18 protein-coding genes are annotated in these 20148 nt (G+C 67.8%); 10 read left to right on the forward strand and 8 right to left on the reverse strand.

What is annotated here, in order from left to right; all coding sequences use genetic code 11:
- Nucleotides 1–124: 124 nt before the first annotated feature.
- The 7 genes from mtgA (at nucleotide 125) to tdh (ending at nucleotide 7980) form a co-directional block, all read left to right on the forward strand.
- Nucleotides 125–853 (forward strand): monofunctional biosynthetic peptidoglycan transglycosylase, encoded by a 729-nt coding sequence (gene mtgA, locus C6W92_RS12510; RefSeq protein WP_129433737.1) that lies wholly within the window; start codon nucleotides 125–127, stop codon nucleotides 851–853.
- Nucleotides 854–914: 61 nt separating this feature from the next.
- A complete protein-coding gene (locus C6W92_RS12515) occupies nucleotides 915–1580 on the forward strand; it encodes a glutathione S-transferase family protein (protein ID WP_129433739.1) in 666 nt (221 codons plus the stop codon).
- Nucleotides 1581–1646: 66 nt separating this feature from the next.
- Nucleotides 1647–2699, forward strand: a complete 1053-nt coding sequence (gene queG, locus C6W92_RS12520; RefSeq protein WP_129433741.1) for a tRNA epoxyqueuosine(34) reductase QueG — start codon at nucleotides 1647–1649, stop codon at nucleotides 2697–2699.
- 55 nt (nucleotides 2700–2754) lie between these two features.
- On the forward strand, nucleotides 2755–4752 hold the full coding sequence (locus tag C6W92_RS12525; protein ID WP_129433743.1) for a hydantoinase/oxoprolinase family protein: 1998 nt from the start codon (nucleotides 2755–2757) through the stop codon (nucleotides 4750–4752).
- A gap of 75 nt (nucleotides 4753–4827) precedes the next feature.
- Nucleotides 4828–6024, forward strand: a complete 1197-nt coding sequence (locus C6W92_RS12530; protein ID WP_129433745.1) for a glycine C-acetyltransferase — start codon at nucleotides 4828–4830, stop codon at nucleotides 6022–6024.
- Nucleotides 6021–6956 carry a cysteine synthase family protein gene (locus tag C6W92_RS12535; RefSeq protein ID WP_164989232.1) on the forward strand — a complete coding sequence of 312 codons (936 nt, stop codon included), beginning with the start codon at nucleotides 6021–6023 and terminating at the stop codon, nucleotides 6954–6956. The genes C6W92_RS12530 and C6W92_RS12535 overlap by 4 nt, the downstream gene beginning before the upstream one ends.
- A 1-nt stretch (nucleotide 6957) precedes the next feature.
- On the forward strand, nucleotides 6958–7980 hold the full coding sequence (tdh, locus tag C6W92_RS12540) for an L-threonine 3-dehydrogenase (RefSeq protein WP_206735530.1): 1023 nt from the start codon (nucleotides 6958–6960) through the stop codon (nucleotides 7978–7980).
- Between the two features lie 268 nt (nucleotides 7981–8248).
- Here the strand turns inward: tdh and C6W92_RS12545 are convergent, their stop codons facing one another.
- From C6W92_RS12545 to C6W92_RS12565, 5 genes are all read right to left on the reverse strand, one after another.
- A complete protein-coding gene (locus C6W92_RS12545; RefSeq protein ID WP_129433749.1) occupies nucleotides 8249–8770 on the reverse strand; it encodes a glutathione peroxidase in 522 nt (173 codons plus the stop codon).
- 50 nt (nucleotides 8771–8820) lie between these two features.
- On the reverse strand, nucleotides 8821–9687 hold the full coding sequence (locus C6W92_RS12550; RefSeq protein WP_129433751.1) for a branched-chain amino acid aminotransferase: 867 nt from the start codon (nucleotides 9685–9687) through the stop codon (nucleotides 8821–8823).
- A gap of 58 nt (nucleotides 9688–9745) precedes the next feature.
- Nucleotides 9746–10243, reverse strand: coding sequence for a VOC family protein (locus C6W92_RS12555; RefSeq protein WP_129433752.1), 498 nt, complete (start codon nucleotides 10241–10243; stop codon nucleotides 9746–9748).
- A 263-nt stretch (nucleotides 10244–10506) separates the two neighbouring features.
- A complete protein-coding gene (locus C6W92_RS12560; protein WP_129433753.1) occupies nucleotides 10507–11991 on the reverse strand; it encodes an FAD-dependent oxidoreductase in 1485 nt (494 codons plus the stop codon).
- Entirely contained in the window at nucleotides 11991–12674 is a 684-nt protein-coding gene (locus C6W92_RS12565) for a TetR/AcrR family transcriptional regulator (RefSeq protein ID WP_129433754.1), read from the reverse strand. Before C6W92_RS12565 ends, C6W92_RS12560 begins: the two co-directional genes overlap by 1 nt.
- Before the next feature lie 116 nt (nucleotides 12675–12790).
- Between C6W92_RS12565 and C6W92_RS12570 the strand changes: the two genes are divergently transcribed.
- Both C6W92_RS12570 and C6W92_RS12575 read left to right on the forward strand, forming a co-directional pair.
- A complete protein-coding gene (locus C6W92_RS12570) occupies nucleotides 12791–14827 on the forward strand; it encodes an NADH:flavin oxidoreductase (RefSeq protein ID WP_129433756.1) in 2037 nt (678 codons plus the stop codon).
- 1 nt (nucleotide 14828) lies between these two features.
- Nucleotides 14829–15857, forward strand: coding sequence for a proline racemase family protein (locus tag C6W92_RS12575; RefSeq protein WP_129433758.1), 1029 nt, complete (start codon nucleotides 14829–14831; stop codon nucleotides 15855–15857).
- Nucleotides 15858–15999: 142 nt separating this feature from the next.
- Here the strand turns inward: C6W92_RS12575 and C6W92_RS12580 are convergent, their stop codons facing one another.
- From C6W92_RS12580 to dgcN, 3 genes are read right to left on the reverse strand one after another with little or no spacing between them, the layout of a single operon-like run.
- On the reverse strand, nucleotides 16000–16860 hold the full coding sequence (locus C6W92_RS12580) for a D-amino-acid transaminase (RefSeq protein WP_129433760.1): 861 nt from the start codon (nucleotides 16858–16860) through the stop codon (nucleotides 16000–16002).
- Nucleotides 16861–16864: 4 nt separating this feature from the next.
- Nucleotides 16865–17830 (reverse strand): N-acetyl-D-Glu racemase DgcA, encoded by a 966-nt coding sequence (gene dgcA / locus C6W92_RS12585; RefSeq protein WP_129433762.1) that lies wholly within the window; start codon nucleotides 17828–17830, stop codon nucleotides 16865–16867.
- A 51-nt stretch (nucleotides 17831–17881) separates the two neighbouring features.
- Nucleotides 17882–18883 carry an N-acetyltransferase DgcN gene (gene dgcN / locus C6W92_RS12590; protein ID WP_129433764.1) on the reverse strand — a complete coding sequence of 334 codons (1002 nt, stop codon included), beginning with the start codon at nucleotides 18881–18883 and terminating at the stop codon, nucleotides 17882–17884.
- Between the two features lie 257 nt (nucleotides 18884–19140).
- On the opposite strand from dgcN, the gene C6W92_RS12595 reads away from it, so the two are divergent.
- The gene (locus C6W92_RS12595; protein WP_129433766.1) at nucleotides 19141–20100 is read left to right on the forward strand and encodes an L-malyl-CoA/beta-methylmalyl-CoA lyase; all 960 of its coding nucleotides are present in this window, start codon (nucleotides 19141–19143) and stop codon (nucleotides 20098–20100) included.
- The last annotated feature ends 48 nt before the right edge of the window (nucleotides 20101–20148 follow it).

Below are 20148 nucleotides of genomic sequence, written 5' to 3' on the forward strand. Positions count from 1 at the left end.
TGCACCAGGAAGAGGCGGTGGGGCGTGTGCCCCGCCGCGCCGATCCGGGCATTTTTGCCGGTCAGGCCCCGCCGCCCGCGCCAAAGCGGTTTTGCCGGGCGCGGCGGGGCGCTATAGCTGGGCCATGGCGGGACGCAGGAAGAAAACGGCGAAGGGCAGGCGGCGGCGGGCGGCCCCGGTGGGGGTGTGGCGCTGGCTGCGGCGCTGGCTGTTGTGGTCCGCGCTCGTGGTGGTGGCGGCGTTCGTGCTGAGCCTGCTGGCCTATCGCTGGGTGGATCCGCCGGCGACGATCTATACCTGGCAGGAGGAACGGCGGCTGGGCGCGATTTCGCGCGAGCCGGTGCCGATGGCGCGGATCGCGCCGGTGATGGCGCGGTCGGCGGTGGCCGCCGAGGACGCCAATTTCTGCCTGCACTGGGGGTTCGACATGGGTGCGATTCGCGACGCCATCGCCGATGGCTCTGTGCGCGGGGCCTCGACCGTCAGCCAGCAGGTGGTCAAGAACGTGTGGCTGTGGCACGGGCGCAACTGGGCGCGCAAGGCGCTGGAGGCCGCGATCACGCCGCTGATGGAGGCGGCATGGCCCAAGCGGCGGGTGCTGGAGGTCTATCTCAACATCGCCGAGTTCGACGAGGGCGTGTTCGGGGTGGAGGCCGCGGCGCGGCATTATTTCGGCGTGGCGGCGGCGGACCTGAGCGCGGTGCAGGCGGCGCGGCTCGCCGCGGTGCTGCCCGATCCCAAGGGGCGCTCTGCCAGCCGTCCGTCGGCGGCGCTGCGGCAACGCGCGGCGGCGATCGTGGACGGGGCGGCGACCATCGCCCGCGACGGCCGCGCCGCCTGTTTCGAGGATTGAAACCCGCGCCGGAAGCGGGCATGGAAGGGGCTGTTTCCAATAGCAGAGGCACGCATCCGACATGGCCCGGCTCTACCACGTTCCGCTCTCGCCCTTCTGCCGCAAGGTGCGGCTGTGTCTTGCCGAGAAGCGGATCGAGTGCGAGCTGGTCGAGGAGTGGTACTGGGAGCAGGACGCCGATTTCCTGCGCCGCAACCCGGCCGGCAAGGTGCCGGTGCTGCGCATGGACGGGCGCACCCTGGCCGAGAGTGCCGCGATCTGCGAATATATCGAGGAGCGCCACCCCGAGCCGCCGCTGATGCCCAAGGGGGCCGAGGCGCGCTACGAGGTGCGGCGGCTGGTGGGGTGGTTTGACGACAAGTTCCACCACGAAGTGACGGCCAAGCTGCTTTACGAACGGGTCAACAAGAAGATCATGAAGCTGGGCTTTCCCGACAGCCGCAACGTCAAGGACGGGGCGCGGGCGGTCAAGTTTCACCTCGATTACATGGCGTGGCTGCTGGATCATCGGCGGTGGCTGGCCGGGGACGTGATGACGCTGGCGGATTTCGCCGCCGCCGCGCACCTGTCGTCGCTGGATTATATCTCGGACGTGGACTGGCACCGCTCGGAGGCGGTCAAGGACTGGTATGCCAAGATCAAGTCGCGCCCCGCGTTCCGGGGGATTCTCGCGGATCAGGTGCCGGGATTTCCGCCGCCGGCGCATTATGCCGACCTGGATTTCTAGAGCGGCCGGAGGGGCGCTGCCCCTCTTGGCCTGCGGCCAATTCACCCCGGGATATTGGGGGGCAAGATGAAGGCGGGGCTGAAAGAGAGACTGGTTGCACAGGCGGTGACCGAGGGGTTCGACGCCTGCCGGGTGTGCCGCCCGTGGGATGTGGGGCATGTGCCGGGGCGGCTGGCAGCATTTCTGGAGCGTGGCCATCATGGGCAGATGGGCTGGCTCGCCGAGCGCGCGCACTGGCGGGGGGCGCCGGATGTGCTCTGGCCCGAGGCGCGCAGCGTGATCGTTCTGGGCGAGAGCTATACGCCCGAGGGGGATGCGCTGGCGGGGCTGGAGCAGCGGGAGTGCGGCAACGTCTCGGTCTATGCGCGGGGGCGCGATTATCACGACACGGTCAAGAAGCGGCTGAAGCGGCTGGCGCGGTGGCTGATTGCCGAAGGTGGGGGCGAGGTGAAGGTGTTCGTCGATACAGCACCCGTGCCGGAAAAGCCGCTGGGACAGGCGGCGGGGCTGGGCTGGCAGGGCAAGCATACCAACCTGGTGAGCCGCGATCTGGGGAGCTGGTTCTTTATCGGGTCGGTGTTTACCACGCTGGACCTGGAGGCCGATCCGGCGGAGGTGGATCATTGCGGGTCGTGCCGGGCGTGTCTGGACGTGTGCCCGACGGATGCGTTTCCGGCGCCGTATCAACTGGATGCGCGGCGCTGCATTTCCTACCTGACGATCGAGCACAAGGGGCCGGTGGATGAAGCGTTGCGGCCGTTGCTGGGCAACCGCATCTATGGCTGCGACGATTGCCTGGCGGTGTGCCCGTGGAACAAGTTTGCCGTCGAGGCGCGGGAGGTGAAATACGCCGCGCGCGACGACCTGGTTGCGCCGAAGCTGGCGGAATTGGCGGTGCTGGACGATGCCGGGTTTCGGGAACGGTTCTCGGGCTCGCCCATCAAGCGGATCGGGCGGGACCGGTTCGTGCGCAACGTGCTCTATGCCATAGGTAATTCGGGCGATCCCGGCTTGCGGGAGGTGGCGCAGGGATTGTGCGAGGATGCGGACGCGGCGGTGGCGGACGCGGCGCGCTGGGCGGTGATGCGACTGTCCGATGACGCAAACGGGCTGGAATAGCCCGGCAGAGCCGTTACACCCCCTTCGGAAGGACGCGAGGCGGGAGAGCGGGCGCATGGCATTGCTATTGGGGGTGGATACGGGCGGCACCTATACCGATGCCGTGCTGTTGCGCGACGAGCGCGAGGTGGTGGCGAGTGCCAAGGCGCTGACCACGCGCCATGACCTGGCGATGGGGATCGGCCGCGCGGTGGCGGAGGTGTTGCGCGCAAGCGGCGCGCAGGCGGGCGAGATCGGGCTGGCGTCGCTGTCGACCACGCTGGCGACGAATGCGCTGGTCGAGGGGCAGGGCGGGCGTGCGGGGCTGATCTATATCGGGTTTCGCGAGGTGGACCTGGCGGCGCATGGGCTGGCCGAGGCGCTGGGGGGCGATCCGGCGCTGGTGATCGCGGGCGGCCACGGGGCGGGCGGCGCCGAGGCGGCGGCGCTGGACGAGGGGGCGCTGCGGCGCTGGCTGGAAGCGGGGCAGGGGGCCGGAGCGTATGCCGTCGCCGGGGTGTTTGCGACGCGCAACCCGGGGCACGAGTTGCGCGCGGCGGAGGTGATCCGCGAGGTGACGGGCAAGCCGGTGAGCCTGTCGCATCACCTGTCGGCCAAGCTCAACGGGCCGAAGCGGGCGCTGACCGCGCTGCTCAATGCGCGGCTGATCGGCATGATCGCGCGGCTGATCGAGCGGGCGGAGGGGGTGCTGCGGGGGCAGGGGATCACCGCGCCCTTGATGGTGGTGCGCGGCGATGGCGCGCTGATCAGCGCAGCACAGGCGCGGGAGCGGCCCATCGAGACGATCCTGAGCGGTCCGGCGGCGAGCCTCATAGGGGCGCGGTGGCTGACCGGGGCGGATCATGCGCTGGTGTCGGATATCGGCGGGACGACGACGGACGTGGCGGTGCTGCGCGGCGGGCGGCCCGCCATCGACCCGGAGGGCGCGCGGGTGGGCCCGTGGCGCACCATGGTCGAGGCGGTGGCAATGCGCACGTTCGGACTGGGCGGCGACAGCGAGATGCACGTGGCCGAGGGGCTGGGCGCGGGTGTGAGCCTTGGGCCCCGGCGGGTGGTGCCGGTGAGCCTGATGGCGGTAGAGGCGCCCGAGGCGGTGCATGCCGCGCTGGAGGCGCAGGGCCGCGCGGCGGCGCCGGGTGAGATGGATGCGCGGTTCGTGCGTGCCGTGCCCGGCGTCGAGGCCGGGGGGCTGTCGGAGCGCGAGGCGGGCCTGCTGGCGCGGATCGAGGGGGCGGTACGACCGCTGGGGGCGGTGCTGCGCAACCGGATGGATCACGCCGCGCTGAGCCGGTTGGTGCGGCGCGGACTGGTGCAACTGGGCGGGGTGACGCCCTCGGATGCCGCGCATGTGCTGGGCCGGCTTTCGGCCTGGGACGGGGAGGCGGCGCGGCTGGCGCTGGGGCTGGTGGCGCGCAAGCGGGTGGGATCTGGTGATCGGCTGGCCGCGGGGGCGGAAGCGCTGGCGCAGATGATCGTGGACCGGCTGACGCATCAGACGGCGCTGGCGCTGCTGGAGGTGGGGTTCGCCGAAGAGGAGGCGGGTTTTGGTCTGCCGCCCGCCGCGCTGGCGAGCCATGTGCTGATGCAGCGGGGTCTTGGGCCGCACCGGGGGCTGGTGCGGATCGAGACCGGATTGAACGTGCCGGTGATCGGGTTGGGGGCCTCGGCGGCGAGCTATTATGGCGCGGTGGGAGAGCGGCTCCATGCCGAGGTGATCGTGCCGGAGCATGCCGGCGTCGCCAATGCCATCGGCGCGGTGGTGGGTCGGGTGGTGATCCGGCGCGCGGGCGTGGTGACCGCGCCCGCCGAGGGGAGATATCGCGCGCACCTGGAAAGCGGGCCGGAGGATTTTGCGGACGCGGAGGCGGCGATGATGGCGCTGGAGGCGGCGCTGGGGAATGAGGCGCGGGCTGCGGCGGTGGCGGCGGGGGCCGTGGACGTGCAGGTGAGCGCGCGGCGGGAGGTGCGCGAGGCCGAGGCCGAGGGGCGGCGGGTGTTTCTGGAGGCGGAGATCGTGGTAGAGGCGGGGGGGCGGCCGAGGGTGGCCGCCTGAGGAGGGGGCGCTGCCCCCGTCGCCCGTGCCGGGCGACTCCCCCGGAATATTTGGGGCAAGATGAAGGAGGAGAACATGGCGGCAACGGATCGGTTCGACGCGGACCTGGCGGCGCGGCTGGAGGGGCTGCGCGGCGAGGGGCTTTACAAATCCGAGCGGGTGATCGCCTCGATGCAGGCGGGGGAGGTGCGGCTGGCCGATGGGCGCGAGGTGATTAACCTCTGCGCCAACAACTATCTCGGGCTGGCCGATCACCGGCAAGTGATCGCGGCGGCGCATGCGGCGCTCGACCGCTATGGGTTCGGCATGGCGAGCGTCCGGTTCATCTGTGGCACGCAGGAGGAGCATAAACAGCTGGAGGCGCGGATCGCCGGGTTTCTGGGGACCGAGGACGCGATCCTCTATGCCGCCGCGTTCGATGCCAATGCGGGGCTGTTCGAGACGCTGCTGGGCCCGGAGGATGCGATCATTTCCGACAGCCTGAACCATGCGAGCATCATCGACGGGGTGCGGCTGAGCAAGGCGCAGCGGTATCGCTATGCCAATCGCGATATGGCCGATCTGGAGCGGTGCCTGCGCGAGGCGGCGGGGGCGCGGCACCGGATGATCGCCACCGATGGCGTGTTTTCCATGGACGGGTATTACGCGCCACTGGATGAGATTTGCGACCTGGCGGCGCGGTATGACGCGCTGGTGATGGTGGATGATTGCCACGCCACGGGTTTCGTGGGCGAGACCGGGCGCGGCACGCATGAGCATTTCGGTGTGATGGATCGGGTGGATATCCTGACCGGCACGCTGGGCAAGGCGTTGGGGGGCGCGTCGGGCGGCTATACGGCGGCGTCGGCCAAGGTGGTGGACTGGTTGCGGCAACGCTCGCGGCCTTATCTCTTTTCCAACACGCTGGCGCCGGTGATCGCGGGGGCGTCGCTCAAGGTCTTCGACATGCTGGAGGACGGCGCGGAGCGGCGCGCGCGGCTGTGGGAGAACGCGGCGTATTTCCGCGAGCGGATGGGGGCGCTGGGGTTTGAGCTCTTGCCCGGCGAACATGCTATCATCCCGGTGATGCTGCGCGATCCGAAACTGGCGCAGGAGATGGCGGCGCGGCTGGGGGAGCGCGGCGTGTTCGTGGCGGCGTTTTCCTTTCCGGTGGTGCCCAAGGGGCAGGACCGCATCCGCACGCAGATGAGCGCGGGGCTGAGCCGCGAGATGCTGGATCGGGCGGTGGACGCTTTTGGCGCCGTGGGCCGGGATCTGGGGGTGATCAGATGATGCCGCTGCCCTCGGTCGTCGACGCGATCGGCGGGACACCGTTGGTCGAATTGCACCGGGTCGTGGAGGCCCTGGGGCTCGAGGGGCGGTTGCTGGCCAAGCTGGATTATCTCAACCCCGGATTCTCCAAGAAGGACCGCGCCGCGCGGGCGATCATCGAGGTGGCGCGCGCGAGCGGCGAGTTGCGCGATGGACAGACGGTGGTGGAGCTGACCTCGGGCAACATGGGCACGGGGCTTGCGATTGTCTGCGCGGTGCTGGGCCATCCGTTCGTCGCGGTGATGAGCGAGGGCAATTCCGAGGAACGCGCGCGGATGATGCGCGCGCTGGGCGCGGAGGTGGTGCTGGTGCGCCAAGCCGAGGGCGCGCGGCCGGGGGAGGTGTCGGGGGCGGACCTGGCGCTGGTCGAGGAAGAGGCGCGCCGGATCACGAAGGACCGCGCCGCGTTCCGGGCCGATCAGTTCGCGCGTGCGGGCAACCCCGAGGCCCACGCGACCGGCACCGCGCCCGAAATCTGGGAACAGTCGGGCCACGCGGTGACCGCGTTTTGCGATTTTGTCGGCTCTGGCGGCACGGTGGGCGGCGCGGCGCGGTTTTTTGCGCCTCTGGGGGTGCGGTGCTACGCGGTGCATCCTGACCGGGCGGAGCACCCGATCCAGGGGGGCGGGTACGGAATGCCCGACCTGGTGCATCTGCGCGGGGCCGACCTGGCGGGCGATGTGACGGTCACGGGGGCCGAGGCGGCGGAGCATGCGCGGATGCTGGCGCGTCGCGAGGGTATATTTGGCGGCTATTCCGCCGGGGCCAACCTGGCGGCGGCGATCCGGCTGTTGCAGGGGCCGGAGCGGGGCGGTTGCGTCGCGTTCGTGGTTTGCGACAGCGGGTTGAAATATCTGAGCACAGATTTGTGGGGGCAGGGCAATGCAGAATGAAATGAAGGCGCTGGTGAAGTCGAAGCCCGAACCGGGGCTGTGGATGGAATATGTGCCGGTGCCGGAGCCGGGGCCGGCGGACGTGCTGATCAAGGTGAAGAAATCCGCGATTTGCGGCACCGATGTGCATATCTGGAAATGGGACGAGTTCAGCGCCAAGACGGTGCCGGTGCCGATGGTGGTGGGGCACGAATTCGTGGGCGAGATCGTGGATCGCGGTGCGGCGGCGGTGAAATACCGGATCGGGCAGCGGGTCTCGGGCGAGGGGCATATCGTCTGCGGGGCGTGCCGCAACTGTCGCGCGGGGCGGGGGCATTTGTGCCGCAACACGCGAGGAGTAGGCGTGAACCGGCCCGGGTCGTTCGCCGAGTATGTCTGTATCCCCGAGATGAACGTGGTGCCTATTCCTGCGGACATCCCCGACGAGATCGCGGCGATCTTCGATCCGTTCGGCAACGCGGTGCATACCGCGCTGAGCTTTGACCTGGTGGGCGAGGACGTGCTGGTGACCGGCGCGGGGCCGATCGGGATCATGGGCGCGCTGGTGGCGCAGAAGGTGGGCGCGCGCAAGGTGGTGATCACCGATATCAACCCCTACCGCCTTGATCTTGCGCGCCGCATGGGAGTGCAGCATGTGGTCGACGTGTCCGCCGAGCAATTGCGCGAGGTGATGGACGGGATCGGCATGACCGAGGGGTTCGACGTGGGGCTGGAGATGTCGGGGGCCTCGGCGGCGATGCAACAGATGATCGCGCGCATGAACAATGGCGGCAAGGTTGCGTTGCTGGGGATCGCGCCGACCGAGTTCGCGGTGGACTGGAACGCGGTGATCTTCAAGATGCTGCATATCAAGGGCATCTATGGCCGCGAGATGTTCGAGACCTGGTACAAGATGATCGCACTGGTGCAATCGGGGCTGGACGTGAGCGGGCTGATTACGCACCGCATCGGGATCGACGATTTCGAGGCCGGGTTCGCCGCGATGATCTCGGGCAATTCGGGCAAGGTGGTGATGGATTGGTGAGCGGGAGGGTCCGGGCCTCTTGCTGCCATTCGCCTCCTGCCCCCGCGCGGAACAAGGCGTGCTTGCACGCCGCCGCGCGAGCGACCGACCGACCGGACGGGCGGGCGCTTTTGCAACGGTGCAAGCTGCTGTTAGCTAAGAAGTATCTTGTGCCATAAACCGCATAGCCAAATCGCCAGTGCGCCCACCCGCGGTCGGTCGCTCGCGCGGCTCATAGTGTCATGTCTAACGACCACTCGAGGCCAAACCCTGTCTTCCGCGTTCCGTCTCACTCGGCCAGAAGCATCTCGATTTGCCGGGTGATCGCGCCCGAGAGGGGCCGTGTCATCGACCCCCATGTGCCCGCCACGCGGCCGTCGGGGGCGACGAGCACCTTGTTGAAGTTCCACGTCGGGGCGAAGCCCGTTTCGGCGGCCAGGGAGGCGTAGAACGGGTGCGCCTCGGCCCCGCGCACATGGGTGATGGTGGTCATCGGGATATCGAGGCCGAAATTCACCTCGCAGAATTCCTTGACCTCTGCCTCGCTCGACAATTCCTGCCGGAAATCGTCGGACGGCACGGCGAGCACCACGAGGCCACGGTCGCGGTAGCGGTCGTAGAGCGCCTGGAGCCCGTCATACTGGGGCGTGAAGCCGCAGCGCGAGGCGGTGTTGACCACGAGCACGGGCCGCCCGGCCCAATCTGACAGGCGCAGCGCGCCGCCGTCGATGCTGTCGAAGGGGGCCGTGCGGTCGAGCGCGGCGGCGGGCAGGGCGAGAAGCGTGGCGAATAGGGCGGCGATCAGGCGCATGGGACTCTCCTGTCTGTCATCCCGTTATACGCGCTGGCGCGCGGCACGGATCACCGCGCGTCGGAAAAGGCCCAGTCCCAGTACATCTCGCGCACCCGCTCGGCCACGGGACCGGGCTGATAGGGGGTGTCCTCGAAGGCCGAGACCGGCGTCACCTTCGTCAGGTTGCCCGAGAGGAACACCTCGTCCGCCGTCTCGAAATCCTCGAAGCTCATCACCGTCTCGTGCACGGTCATGCCGTTGCGGCGCATGTTGTCTATATGGCGCGCGCGGGTGATCCCGGCGAGGAAGGTGCCGTTGGCGATGGGGGTGAACACCTCGCCATCCTTGACCGCAAAGACGTTGGCGGTGGCCGTTTCCGCCACGTTGCCGAGCGCGTCGGCCACCAGCGCGTTGCCGAAGCCGCGGTCACGCGCCTCCTTGAGCATGCGCGCGTTGTTGGGGTAGAGACAGCCGGCCTTGGCGTTGACCACCGCATCCTCGAGCACCGGGCGGCGAAAGCGGGTGCGGCAGAGCGTGGTGGTGGTGCCCGGCGGCGGCATCGGCACCTCCTCGAGGCAGATGGCAAAGCCGGTGGCGTCCGGCTTGGGCAGCACGGCGAGGTGGCCGCCGTCGAGAGCCCAGTACATAGGCCGGATGTAGATGGCCGCGTCCTTTGGGTATGCCTTGAGCCCCTCCCATACGATCGCCTGCATATCATCGACGGAAACGGTGGGCGTGACCATCAGCGCCTCGGCCGAGGCGTTGACCCGGGCGCAATGGCGGTCGAGGTCGGGGATGATGCCATCCACGTAGCGCGCCCCGTCGAAGACCGAGGAGCCGAGCCACGTGCCGTGATCGGCGGCCTTCATCACCGGGATGTCGCCGTCGTGCCAGCGGCCCTCGAAATAGGTGCGGATATTGGTGCCTGTCGCCATGTGCTGCCCTCCTGTCGGCGCGCAGGTTAGGGCCCCCGCGCCGGGGCGTCCAGAGGGATCAGCGCGCGGGGCGGGCCTCGGCCAGAAGGGCATCCACGTCGAGCGGGTTGTTGACCATCGCGAGGTTGCCCTCGGCGTCGCGCGGCCAGTCGGATTCGGGCTTGTCGCAGTAGAGTTCCACCCCGTTGTCGTCGGGGTCGCGCAGATAGATCGCCTCGCTCACCCCGTGGTCGGCGGCGCCGTCGAGCGGGATGCCCGCGTCAAGAACGCGCCGCACCGCATCGCCCAGCGCCGCGCGGTCGGGGTAGAGAAAGGCGGTGTGAAACAGCCCGGTATGGCCCGGGGGCGGCGGCGTGCCGCCCAGCGAATCCCATGTGTTGAGGCCGATATGGTGGTGATAGCCCCCGGCGGAGAGAAAGGCCGCCCGACCGCCAGAATAGTATTGCATGATCTCGAAGCCGAGCACGCCGGAATAAAAGCCGATGGCGCGGTCGAGATCGGCGACCTTGAGATGGACATGGCCGATGCGCGTGGCGGGATGAACGGGGTTTTTCATGGCGGGGCTCCTTTCCTTGGGCCTGGGGAAAAGGTGCGTCCTGTGCGCCCCGGGCGCAATTCCGCGTGGGGGCGCAGAAGGTGTGCGGAGCGGGCGGACGGCGCTGCCCTCCTCAAACCGCTGGCGTCAAACTCTCCATCGAGGTGAATCGCGCGCAACGCGTCTGCGGGCGTCTGCCGGGCGGTGCGGAAAACGCCTTGTTCATATGTGAGCATCGGGACCGATACGTTCGGGCCCTTCGGTTGGACGCCGCCGGGGCGCGGTCAGGGGGCTTGATAAATCGACGCCGTCTCTCGCTCGAAATGCGCCAGTTCGTCCTGCCGCCGCGCTTCGGTCCAGTCGAGGCTTGCGGCGGCGATGCGCGACAGGTGCTCGGCGCGGTCGCGTCCGAGTGCCGTGTCGAGCCCGTCGGGCAGACGCCGCCTGATCAGGTCGGTCAGGCGCACGACATGCTCGGTCGCGGCCACCTGACCGATCTCCTCGTCAGGACGCAGGTGGTGCGGGGCGTCGATCGGTCCGGTAGGCGCCTCGCCCCTCTTGCCGAGCCTCCGTTCGACGGCGCGCGCCGCCTTTCGCCCGGCATGGCGGTGCAGCATGATGGTCGATCCGGTCACCGTCGCGAGACCGGGCTGCGATGGATCCTCGACGACGCGCACGGCGTTGCGGGTCGTGGTGCCGTCGAGTGTCGACATCGGCCGAACGCCGCACCACGAATGCAGAATATGCTCGCGGGTCAGCTTGAGGTCGGGAAAGAGCCGGTTTGCCTCGTCGAGGATGTAGTCGATTTCATGGTCCTGCACGCGGACATCGTCGGGGTCATCCCTGACGACCGTCTCGGTCGGTCCGATCAGGTGATGGTCGCGCCAGGGAAAGACATAGAAGGGCTCGCCCTTGCTTGAAAAGGCTTCCAGGCCCTCGCCACGGTAACGCTCGGGCAGGCGCACCATGACGTTGACGCCTTTCAGGCCGACGACGCGGTTCGGCCCGGCACCGCCGCACCCGGGCAGCCGGTCGACCCACGGGCCGGTCGCGTTCACGACCATTTGCGCGGTGACCGACGCGCGGCCCTCGGCTTCTGGTGCGCGCTCTTCGAGCGCGACGGTCCAGGCGTTGCCCTGCCGCGTCAGCCCGGTAACCGCCGTGTAGGTGCGCAGGGTGGCGCCACGGCGCTCGGCATCGAGCGCGGTATCGACGCAGATACGCTCGGGCCACGAATACATGTATTCCTCGAACACGCCGACGCCGCGCAGGGGGCCGCCGAGGTCGGCTGCCAGTGCGCTCTCTGTCGCGGCCTGTTCATGCGAGATGCGGCGGTAGTCCAGCGGCACCTTCCAGCCGCCGAGCGCCTCTACCAGCCGGAAGCCGGTATCGACGAGCCAGGGCGGGTAACGGTCGCCCTGACGGAACGGGTAGTGAAACCTGTGCTTGTGGAGGTGGCCCGGCATCTGGCGCGCCAGTTCAGCCCGGCACTGCATGACGGAGCGCGTGTAAAGAAGGCGCTGGATCATGTCGACCGGCCGGAAGATCATCTGCCAGAGCGGATACCGCACGGCGAGGTAGCCAAGCCCGGAATAGAGCATCCGGCTGGACCGGGACGAGGTGCCCGAGCCGATGTCTGCACGCTCGACCAGCAATGTCCGAAAGCCGCGCCCTGCCAGTTCGCGTGCCGTCGCGCATCCGACCGCCCCGGCCCCGATCACGACGACATCGAATGCCGTTTCGTCCAGCTCGTTGATGTGTGGTCGCATTACTTCGGCTCCCTTGTTTCGGCGGTGTTGGGGCCGGGTGTTCGGAACCCGAGCCGCGCGTGGAACCGGGCAAGTTCGCTCTGCGTCGGGGCTTCGCCGCAAAAGGTTTCCACGTAACCCGGAACCCGGGCCATACGCACTGCCTGGCTTTCCCGCACCTGCATCGAGATGTAGCCGATCTGGACGAGGTAGACGGTGCGTGCCCGGACATCGGCGTCTTCGGGCGGGAAGCCGAAGCGCTCGAACATCGCACGGATGGCATCCAGGCGCCGCTCGTCCGCCGCATTGACGCGGGCCATGACATCGTCGGACTGGTGTGCCCAGCCCCGAACCGCGAAATCGAGTTGCGGCTCGAACAGGTCTTCGTCGTGGAAGACCACGATGAGATTGAGAACCGCCTCGGCGATCGTCTCGGCATAGGCGCCGGTCGCATCGACGAAGGCCCCGGTATTTTTCGCGTCCCATTCTTCGAGCAGGGCATCGAGCAGCGCGTTCCGGTCCTTGAAGAACCAGTAGAAGCTCGTGCGGGCGATGTTCAGCCGGGTCGCCAAGGGCTGGATTTTCACGGCATCAAGGCCGGTTTCGAGAAAGGCCTGCTTGGCCGCCGCAAGCCAGATCTCGCGTGAGCCGCGCCAACCCGAGCTCTTGTCGGGATCATCCGTGGTGGAGGGCTTCCTGCTCATGCGCCCGAGATTACGGCTGAAATCCCCGCAATTCAAGAAAAATATACACCGATGAACTCAATATTGACATAGGTGAACATTTTGTGGAATCGTCCGCGGAACTCACGGAGGTTCCCATGACCAGCGATCCCCTTCTCCAGCCCTATCAGCTCAAGCACCTGACGCTGAAGAACCGGCTGATGATCACCAGCCACGAACCGGCCTATCCCGAGGACGGAATGCCGAAGGACCGCTATCGCGCCTACCATGCCGAACGGGCGCGGGCCGGTGTGGCGCTCACCATGACCGCCGGTTCGGCCTCGGTCGCGCGCGACAGCCCGCCGGTCTTCAACAATATCCTCGCGTGGAAGGACGAGGTCGTCGGCTGGATGAAGCAGCTTGCCGACGAATGCCACGAACACGATTGCGCGGTGATGATCCAACTGACCCATCTCGGCCGCCGCACCCGCTGGGACAAGGCGGACTGGCTGCCGGTGGTGTCGTCGAGCCATGAGCGCGAGCCGTCGCACCGGGCCTTCCCGAAAAAGGCCGAGGATTGGGATATTTCCCGCATCATCGAGGATTACGCCGATGCCGCCGAGCGGATGAAGGCGGCGGGGCTAGACGGCATCGAGTTGCAGGCTTACGGCCACCTGATGGACCAGTTCTGGTCACCGCTGACCAACGATCTCGACGGTGACTATGGCGGCAGCCTGGACAACCGCCTGCGCTTTACCTTCGAGACGCTGACGGCCATTCGCGAGCGCGTCGGCCCCGATTTCATCGTCGGCGTGCGCTATACGGGCGATGAAGACCTGCCCGGCGGGCTCACCAAGGAGGATGGGCTGCAAATATCGCACCGGCTGAAGGATTGCGGGATGGTCGATTTCCTCAATGTCGTCAAAGGGCATATCGACACCGATGCAGGTCTGACCGACGTGATCCCGGTTCAGGGTATGCGCAGTGCGCCGCACCTGGATTTCGCCGGCGAGATTCGCGCCGCAACGCAATTTCCGACCTTCCACGCCGCCAAGATCCAGGACGTGGCGACCGCGCGGCACGCGGTGGCGTCGGGCAAGCTCGACATGGTCGGGATGACCCGCGCGCACATGGCCGACCCGCATATCGTGGCCAAGATCATGCGCGGCGAGGAAGAGCGTATCCGCCCCTGCGTGGGTGCGAATTACTGCCTCGACCGCATCTACCAGGGGGGGATGGCGCTGTGCCTGCACAACCCGGCCACGGGGCGGGAGCTGGAGCAGCCGCACGAGATCGCCGAGGCCGAAACCAGGCGGCGCGTGGTGATCGTCGGGGCTGGCCCCGCCGGGCTGGAGGCCGCGCGCGTCGCTGCGGAGCGGGGCCACGAGGTGATCGTCCACGAGGCGGCGGACGATCCCGGCGGGCAGATCCGGCTGACGGCGCAGACCGATCGACGCAAGGAGATGATCCAGCTCATCCAGTGGCGGCTCAACGAATGCGAACGGATGGGTGTGACCTTCCACTTCAACTCCTTCGCCGACGAGGCGATCGTGCTGGCCCATGATCCCGACGTGATCATCGTGGCCACCGGCGGGCTGCCCCATACCGAGGTTCTCGATGAGGGCGACGCGCTTGTCGTCTCGGCCTGGGACATTCTTTCCGGCGATGCCCAGCCGGGCGCGAACGTGCTGATCTACGATGACGCCGGCGACTATGCCGCGCTGCAAGCCGCCGAGAAGATCGCGGCGACCGGCGCCAGGGTCGAGATCATGACCCGCGACCGCAGCTTTGCCCCGGAAGTGATGGCCATGTCGCTGACACCGTCCATGCGCGAGTTGCAAAAGCATGACGTGACGTTCACGGTGACGTGGAAACTCGACGCGGTGCGGCGCGAGGGCAACGCGCTGCGCGCCGTGATCGGCAGCGATTATGGTGGGGTCACCCGCGAACGGCACGTCGACCAGGTGGTCGTCAACCACGGTACGCGGCCGCTGGACGATATATATTTCGATCTCTGCCCCGGCTCGACCAATCTTGGCGAGGTGGATTACGAGGCGCTGGTCGAAGGGCGTTCGCAGGAGGTGGCCCGCAATGAGCGCGGTAGCTACCAGCTCTTTCGCATCGGCGACGCGGTCGCCGCGCGCAACACACACGCGGCGATCTACGATGCGCTGCGGCTTTGCAAGGTGCTCTGACATGCGATCATCCAGGACAATCCACGTCATTTCCGCCCATGCCGAGGGCGAGGTGGGCGATGTCATCGTCGGCGGCGTCCTGCCGCCGCCGGGCGAGACGATCTGGGAGCAGAGCCGCTGGATTGCCCGCGACCAGAGCCTGCGCAATTTCGTCCTGAACGAGCCGCGCGGGGGCGTGTTTCGTCATGTCAACCTGCTGGTGCCGCCCAAGCACCCCGAGGCGCAGGCGGCCTGGATCATCATGGAGCCGGAGGACACGCCGCCGATGTCCGGGTCGAACTCGATCTGCGTCGCGACCGTGCTGCTAGACGGGGGTCTTGTGCCGATGCAGGAGCCCGAGACGCACCTAGTGCTCGAAGCGCCGGGCGGGCTGGTCCGGGTGCGGGCAGAATGCCGCGATGGCAAGGCCGAACGCATCTTCGTGCGCAACGTCCCCTCCTTCGCGCAGAAGCTGGGCGCACGCCTGGAGGTGGAAGGGGTGGAGACGCTGATAGTGGACACCGCCTATGGCGGCGACAGTTTCGTGATCGTGGACGCGGAAACGCTGGGGTTTTCCCTGACGGAGGACGAGGCGCACGACATTGCCACGCTCGGCGTCAGGATCACCGATGCCGCCAACGCGCAGTTGGGGTTCTCCCACCCCGAGAACCCGGACTGGCGGCACATCTCGTTCTGCCTGTTCGCCGGGCCGCTGCGCGAGGGGCCGGAGGGGATGGAGACCGGCGCCGCCGTCGCCATCCAACCCGGCAAGGTGGATCGCTCGCCCACCGGCACCGCGCTTTCGGCGCGCATGGCGGTGCTGCACGCCCGTGGCACGATGAAGGAGGGCGACCGGCTGACCGCCCGCTCGCTGATCGGCTCGACCTTTGTGGGCCGGATCATCGGCGAAACCAGGGTCGGGGGCAGCCCGGCCATCCATCCCGAGATTTCCGGCCGCGGCTGGATCACCGGGATGCACCAGCACATGCTGGATCCCTCCGATCCCTGGCCGGAGGGCTATCGGCTGTCCGACACCTGGGGCGCACGCTGATCTGACGCCCCCTGACGGTGTGCGGTGTGTTTGAACGCCCGGACGAAACCGAGTGCGTGCCGAGACACCACGCGCCCCGACTGCCATCGTCAATCTTGACCGATCGCTGGTCCGGGTCGCGCGCCTATCTTGAACGACCCCCTCAAACCGCCGATTTAAGGCTTTCTTCGAGGTAGATATCGCGCAGGCGTCTGGCCACGGGGCCGGGTGTGCCGTCGCCAAGTGCCGTGCCGTCGATCTCGACCACCGGCATGACGAAGGCCGAGGCCGAGGTGACGAAGGCCTCGTCGGCGGCCTTGGCCTCATCCATGGTGAAGGCGCGCTCTTCCACCCGCATCTGTGCCTCGCGGGCGAAGCGCAGCACGGCGGCGCGGGTGATGCCGTGGAGGATGTCGGTCGACAGGTGCCGGGTGACGATGGTGTTGCCCTTGACGATATAGGCGTTGTTCGACGTGCCTTCGGTCACATGCCCGTCCTCGATCATCCAGGCATCGTCCGCGCCGGCCTTCTTTGCCATCATCTTGCCCATCGAGGGGTAGAGCAACTGCACCGTCTTGATGTCGCGGCGGCCCCAGCGGATATCCTCGATGCCGATCACCTTGATTCCGGTCTTCGCCGCCGGGTTGTCGGCGAGGCCGGGCTTGGATTGGGTGAAGAGCACCAGCGTCGGTTCGGTCGTTTCGGGGTCGGGAAAGACGAAATCGCGGTCGCCGTCGCTGCCGCGCGTGACCTGAAGATAGACCAGCCCGTCGGTGATGCCGTTGACGCGGACCAGTTCGCGGTGGATGTCGAGCAGGTCGTCGAAAGCGGCGGGCTTTTTCATGTCCAGTTCCGACAGCGAGCGCTCCAGCCGCGCGAGGTGGCCGCCGAAGTCGATGAGCTTGCCGCCCAGGACGCTCGTCACCTCGTAGACCCCGTCGGCCATCAGGAAGCCGCGGTCGAAAATCGAGACGGTGGCCTCGGTCTCGGGCAGGTACTCTCCGTTCACGTAGACAGTGCGCATATCGTCATCCCCACAGGGCCGCCTCGGGCGGGTGAACCCCGGCGGCGTCGAATATCAAGGCGTTTTCCCGGTCTTCGGCCAGAAGCAGCGGGCCGTCAAGGTCCGTCACCGCCGCCCCCTGCGCCACCAGCGTCGCGGGCGCCATCGCGAGCGAGCTTCCCACCATGCAGCCCACCATGATGCCGTAGCCCCCGGCACGCGCGGCGTCGCGCAAGCTGAGCGCCTCGGTGAGCCCGCCGGTCTTGTCCAGCTTGATGTTGAGCATGTCGTATTTCCCCGCGAGCGCGGGCAGGCTTGCACGGTCGTGACAGGACTCGTCGGCGCAGACCGGCACGGGGCGCGCAAGGCCGATGAGCGCGTCGTCCTCACCTGCTGGCAGCGGCTGTTCCACCAGCGCGACGCCGAGCCGCGCGAGGTGCGGCGCGAGATCGGCGTAGATATCGGCGCTCCACCCCTCGTTGGCATCGACGATGATGCGCGAATCGGGCGCACCGCGCCGCACCGCCTCTAGCCGGGGCATGTCGTCGGGGGTGCCCAGCTTGATCTTGAGCAGGGGCCGGTGCGCATGTTTTGCCGCCTGCGCCTGCATCGCGTCGGGGCTGTCGAGCGAGAGCGTGTAGGCGGTGATCTCGGGCCCCGGCGCGGGTAGCCCGGCCAGATCCCACACGCGGCAACCGCGACGCTTGGCCTCGAGATCCCACAGCGCGCAATCCACCGCGTTGCGCGCCGCGCCGGCGGGCAGCAGATCGGGAAGCGTCTCGCGTGTCACCGCCCCGGGCAGGCCCGCGATCTGCGCCGCCACGCTGTCCAGCGTCTCACCATAGCGGGCGTAAGGCACGCATTCGCCCCACCCGGCCGCGCCGCCGTCCTGCACCCGGACCGTCAGCACCTGTGCCTCGGTCCGTGAACCCCGGCTGATGGTAAAGACCTGCGCCAGCCGGAAAATGTCGCGCGTTACCGAAATCTCCACGCGGTCCCCTTTCATCTTTCCAAAAACACCCCCACCGGAGGCCCCGCCCGATCAGATCGCGGCCAGCGCGTCCACCAGCGTGCCCGGGCCGAAACGGTAGGGATCGGTGGTCGGCAGGCCCATTTCGGCCTCGACCTTTTCAAGGTAGGTGCGCGCCGCGGCCTCGTCCATGTGTTGGGTGTTGACCGACACGCCCGCCACCACGCAGGCCGGGTTCGACACCCGCGCCAGCGGCAGGGCGGTGTCGCGCAGCGTCTCGAGCGACGGCAGCGTATAACCCGGAAGCCCGCGCATGTGGCGCCGCGTCGGTTCGTGGCACAGGATCAGCGCGTCGGGCTGCCCGCCGTGGATGAGCGCCAGCGTCACCCCCGAATAGGAGACGTGAAACAGGCTGCCCTGTCCCTCGATCATGTCCCAGTGGTCGGGGTCGTTGTCGGGGCTGAGGTATTCCACCGATCCGGCCATGAAATCGGCGATCACCGCGTCGAGCGGCACGCCGTGGCCGGTGATGAGGATGCCGGTCTGCCCGGTGGCGCGGAACGTGGCCTTCATGCCTCGCGCCACCATCTCGGCTTCCATTGCCATCGCGGTATACATCTTGCCGACCGAGCAATCGGTGCCGACGGCAAGGCAGCGCTTGCCGGTGCGCTTGACACCGTTGGCGATGGGATAGCCCACGGTCGGCACCCGCACGTCGTGCAGCGTGCCGCCATGCGTCTGCGCCGCGGCCACGAGATCGCCCTCGTCGCGAAGCAGGTTGTGCAGCCCCGATGCGAGGTCATAATCCATTTCCAGCGCCTCGATCAGCACCTTCTTCCATTCCGGGCTGATGACGCCGCCGCGATTGGCCACGCCGATGACGAGGGTCTTGGCGCCCGCCGCGCGTGCCTCGGCCAGGGTCATGTCGGGCAGCCCGAGGTCGGCGCCGCAGCCGGGCAGGCGGATCTGCCCCAGCGCGTTCTCGGGCCGCCAGTCGCGGATGCCGATGGCGACCTTGGCGGCGAGCATGTCGGGCGCGTCGCCCAGGAACAGCAGGTACGGTGTCTCGATCATGGCGGTCTCCTTGGCGCGGTGCGCATTCGCGCGCAGACTGCACCGGATGCTGCGCCATTTTCTGCCGGAATCAATGGGGGTGTCGGAAATTTCGGGGGATTCTTCGGCCTTCGGCACGATTTCGCGAAGGTTCTGCGCATGGGTGCTGGTGTGGTTTGCATCCCGTGGTGTACGAAACCGGCTTGCGCAGGCGCGTGCAATTTCATACCTCGGCCCCCAGTATCCACGCAATTTCCGAACCAAGGGAGCGATCCAAGATGAGCTTTCGCCTGCAACCCCAACCGCCCGCACGGCCCAACCGCTGTCAGCTTTTCGGCCCCGGCTCGAACGACAAGCTGTTCGAGAAGATGGCTACGAGCGCCGCGGATGTCATCAATATCGACCTGGAGGATTCGGTCGCACCCACCGACAAGGACGCCGCGCGCGCCAATACCGTGCGTGCCATCAACGAGGTGGACTGGGGCAACAAGACGCTCTCGGTGCGGATCAACGGACTCGACTCGCCCTTTTGGTACCGCGACGTAGTGGACCTGCTGGAACAGGGCGGCGACCGGCTTGACCAGATCATGATCCCCAAGGCGGGTTGTGCGTCCGACATTTACGCGGTTGATGCGCTGGTGACCTCGATCGAGGCGGCGAAGGGCCGCGAGAAGCGCCTCGGCTTCGAGGCGATCATCGAGACGGCGGCGGGGATTTCCCATGTCGAGGAGATTGCGGCGGCCTCTCCCCGGATGCAGGCCCTGAGCCTCGGGGCGGCGGATTTCGCGGCGTCGATGGGCATGTCCACCACCGGCATTGGCGGCACGCAGGAGAATTACTACATGCTGCGCGGGGGCGAGAAATACTGGTCCGATCCGTGGCACTGGGCGCAGGCGAATATCGTCGCCGCCTGCCGCACGCATGGCCTCTTGCCCGTGGACGGGCCGTTCGGCGACTTCTCGGATGACGAGGGATTCCGCGCGCAGGCGCGGCGCTCGGCGACGCTGGGGATGGTCGGCAAATGGGCGATCCACCCCAAGCAGGTGGCGCTGGCCAACGAAATCTTCACGCCCACCGAGGAATCGGTGCAGGAGGCGCGCGAGATCCTCAAGGCGATGGAAGAGGCCAAGGCCCGCGGCGAGGGGGCCACGACCTACAAGGGCCGGTTGGTGGATATTGCCTCGATCAAGCAGGCCGAGGTGATCGTGAAACAATCCGAGATGATCGCGGCGATGTGAGCCTGCCCAAAGGGACCGGCGCCATGCGCGCCGGTCCGCGTCTGTGCG

The organism is Roseovarius sp. A46, assembly GCF_004126395.1.
Lineage (GTDB): Bacteria > Pseudomonadota > Alphaproteobacteria > Rhodobacterales > Rhodobacteraceae > Roseovarius > Roseovarius nitratireducens.

Coding starts and splice junctions, on each gene's coding strand:
- tdh (WP_206735530.1), top strand. CDS start 6,958: ATGAAGGCGCTGGTGAAGTCGAAGCCCGAACCGGGGCTGTGGATGGAA.
- C6W92_RS12595 (WP_129433766.1), top strand. CDS start 19,141: ATGAGCTTTCGCCTGCAACCCCAACCGCCCGCACGGCCCAACCGCTGT.
- C6W92_RS12555 (WP_129433752.1), bottom strand. CDS start 10,243: ATGAAAAACCCCGTTCATCCCGCCACGCGCATCGGCCATGTCCATCTC.
- C6W92_RS12535 (WP_164989232.1), top strand. CDS start 6,021: ATGATGCCGCTGCCCTCGGTCGTCGACGCGATCGGCGGGACACCGTTG.
- C6W92_RS12525 (WP_129433743.1), top strand. CDS start 2,755: ATGGCATTGCTATTGGGGGTGGATACGGGCGGCACCTATACCGATGCC.
- C6W92_RS12515 (WP_129433739.1), top strand. CDS start 915: ATGGCCCGGCTCTACCACGTTCCGCTCTCGCCCTTCTGCCGCAAGGTG.
- C6W92_RS12545 (WP_129433749.1), bottom strand. CDS start 8,770: ATGCGCCTGATCGCCGCCCTATTCGCCACGCTTCTCGCCCTGCCCGCC.
- C6W92_RS12570 (WP_129433756.1), top strand. CDS start 12,791: ATGACCAGCGATCCCCTTCTCCAGCCCTATCAGCTCAAGCACCTGACG.
- C6W92_RS12560 (WP_129433753.1), bottom strand. CDS start 11,991: ATGCGACCACACATCAACGAGCTGGACGAAACGGCATTCGATGTCGTC.
- C6W92_RS12565 (WP_129433754.1), bottom strand. CDS start 12,674: ATGAGCAGGAAGCCCTCCACCACGGATGATCCCGACAAGAGCTCGGGT.
- C6W92_RS12550 (WP_129433751.1), bottom strand. CDS start 9,687: ATGGCGACAGGCACCAATATCCGCACCTATTTCGAGGGCCGCTGGCAC.
- C6W92_RS12580 (WP_129433760.1), bottom strand. CDS start 16,860: ATGCGCACTGTCTACGTGAACGGAGAGTACCTGCCCGAGACCGAGGCC.
- C6W92_RS12530 (WP_129433745.1), top strand. CDS start 4,828: ATGGCGGCAACGGATCGGTTCGACGCGGACCTGGCGGCGCGGCTGGAG.
- queG (WP_129433741.1), top strand. CDS start 1,647: ATGAAGGCGGGGCTGAAAGAGAGACTGGTTGCACAGGCGGTGACCGAG.
- dgcN (WP_129433764.1), bottom strand. CDS start 18,883: ATGATCGAGACACCGTACCTGCTGTTCCTGGGCGACGCGCCCGACATG.
- C6W92_RS12575 (WP_129433758.1), top strand. CDS start 14,829: ATGCGATCATCCAGGACAATCCACGTCATTTCCGCCCATGCCGAGGGC.
- mtgA (WP_129433737.1), top strand. CDS start 125: ATGGCGGGACGCAGGAAGAAAACGGCGAAGGGCAGGCGGCGGCGGGCG.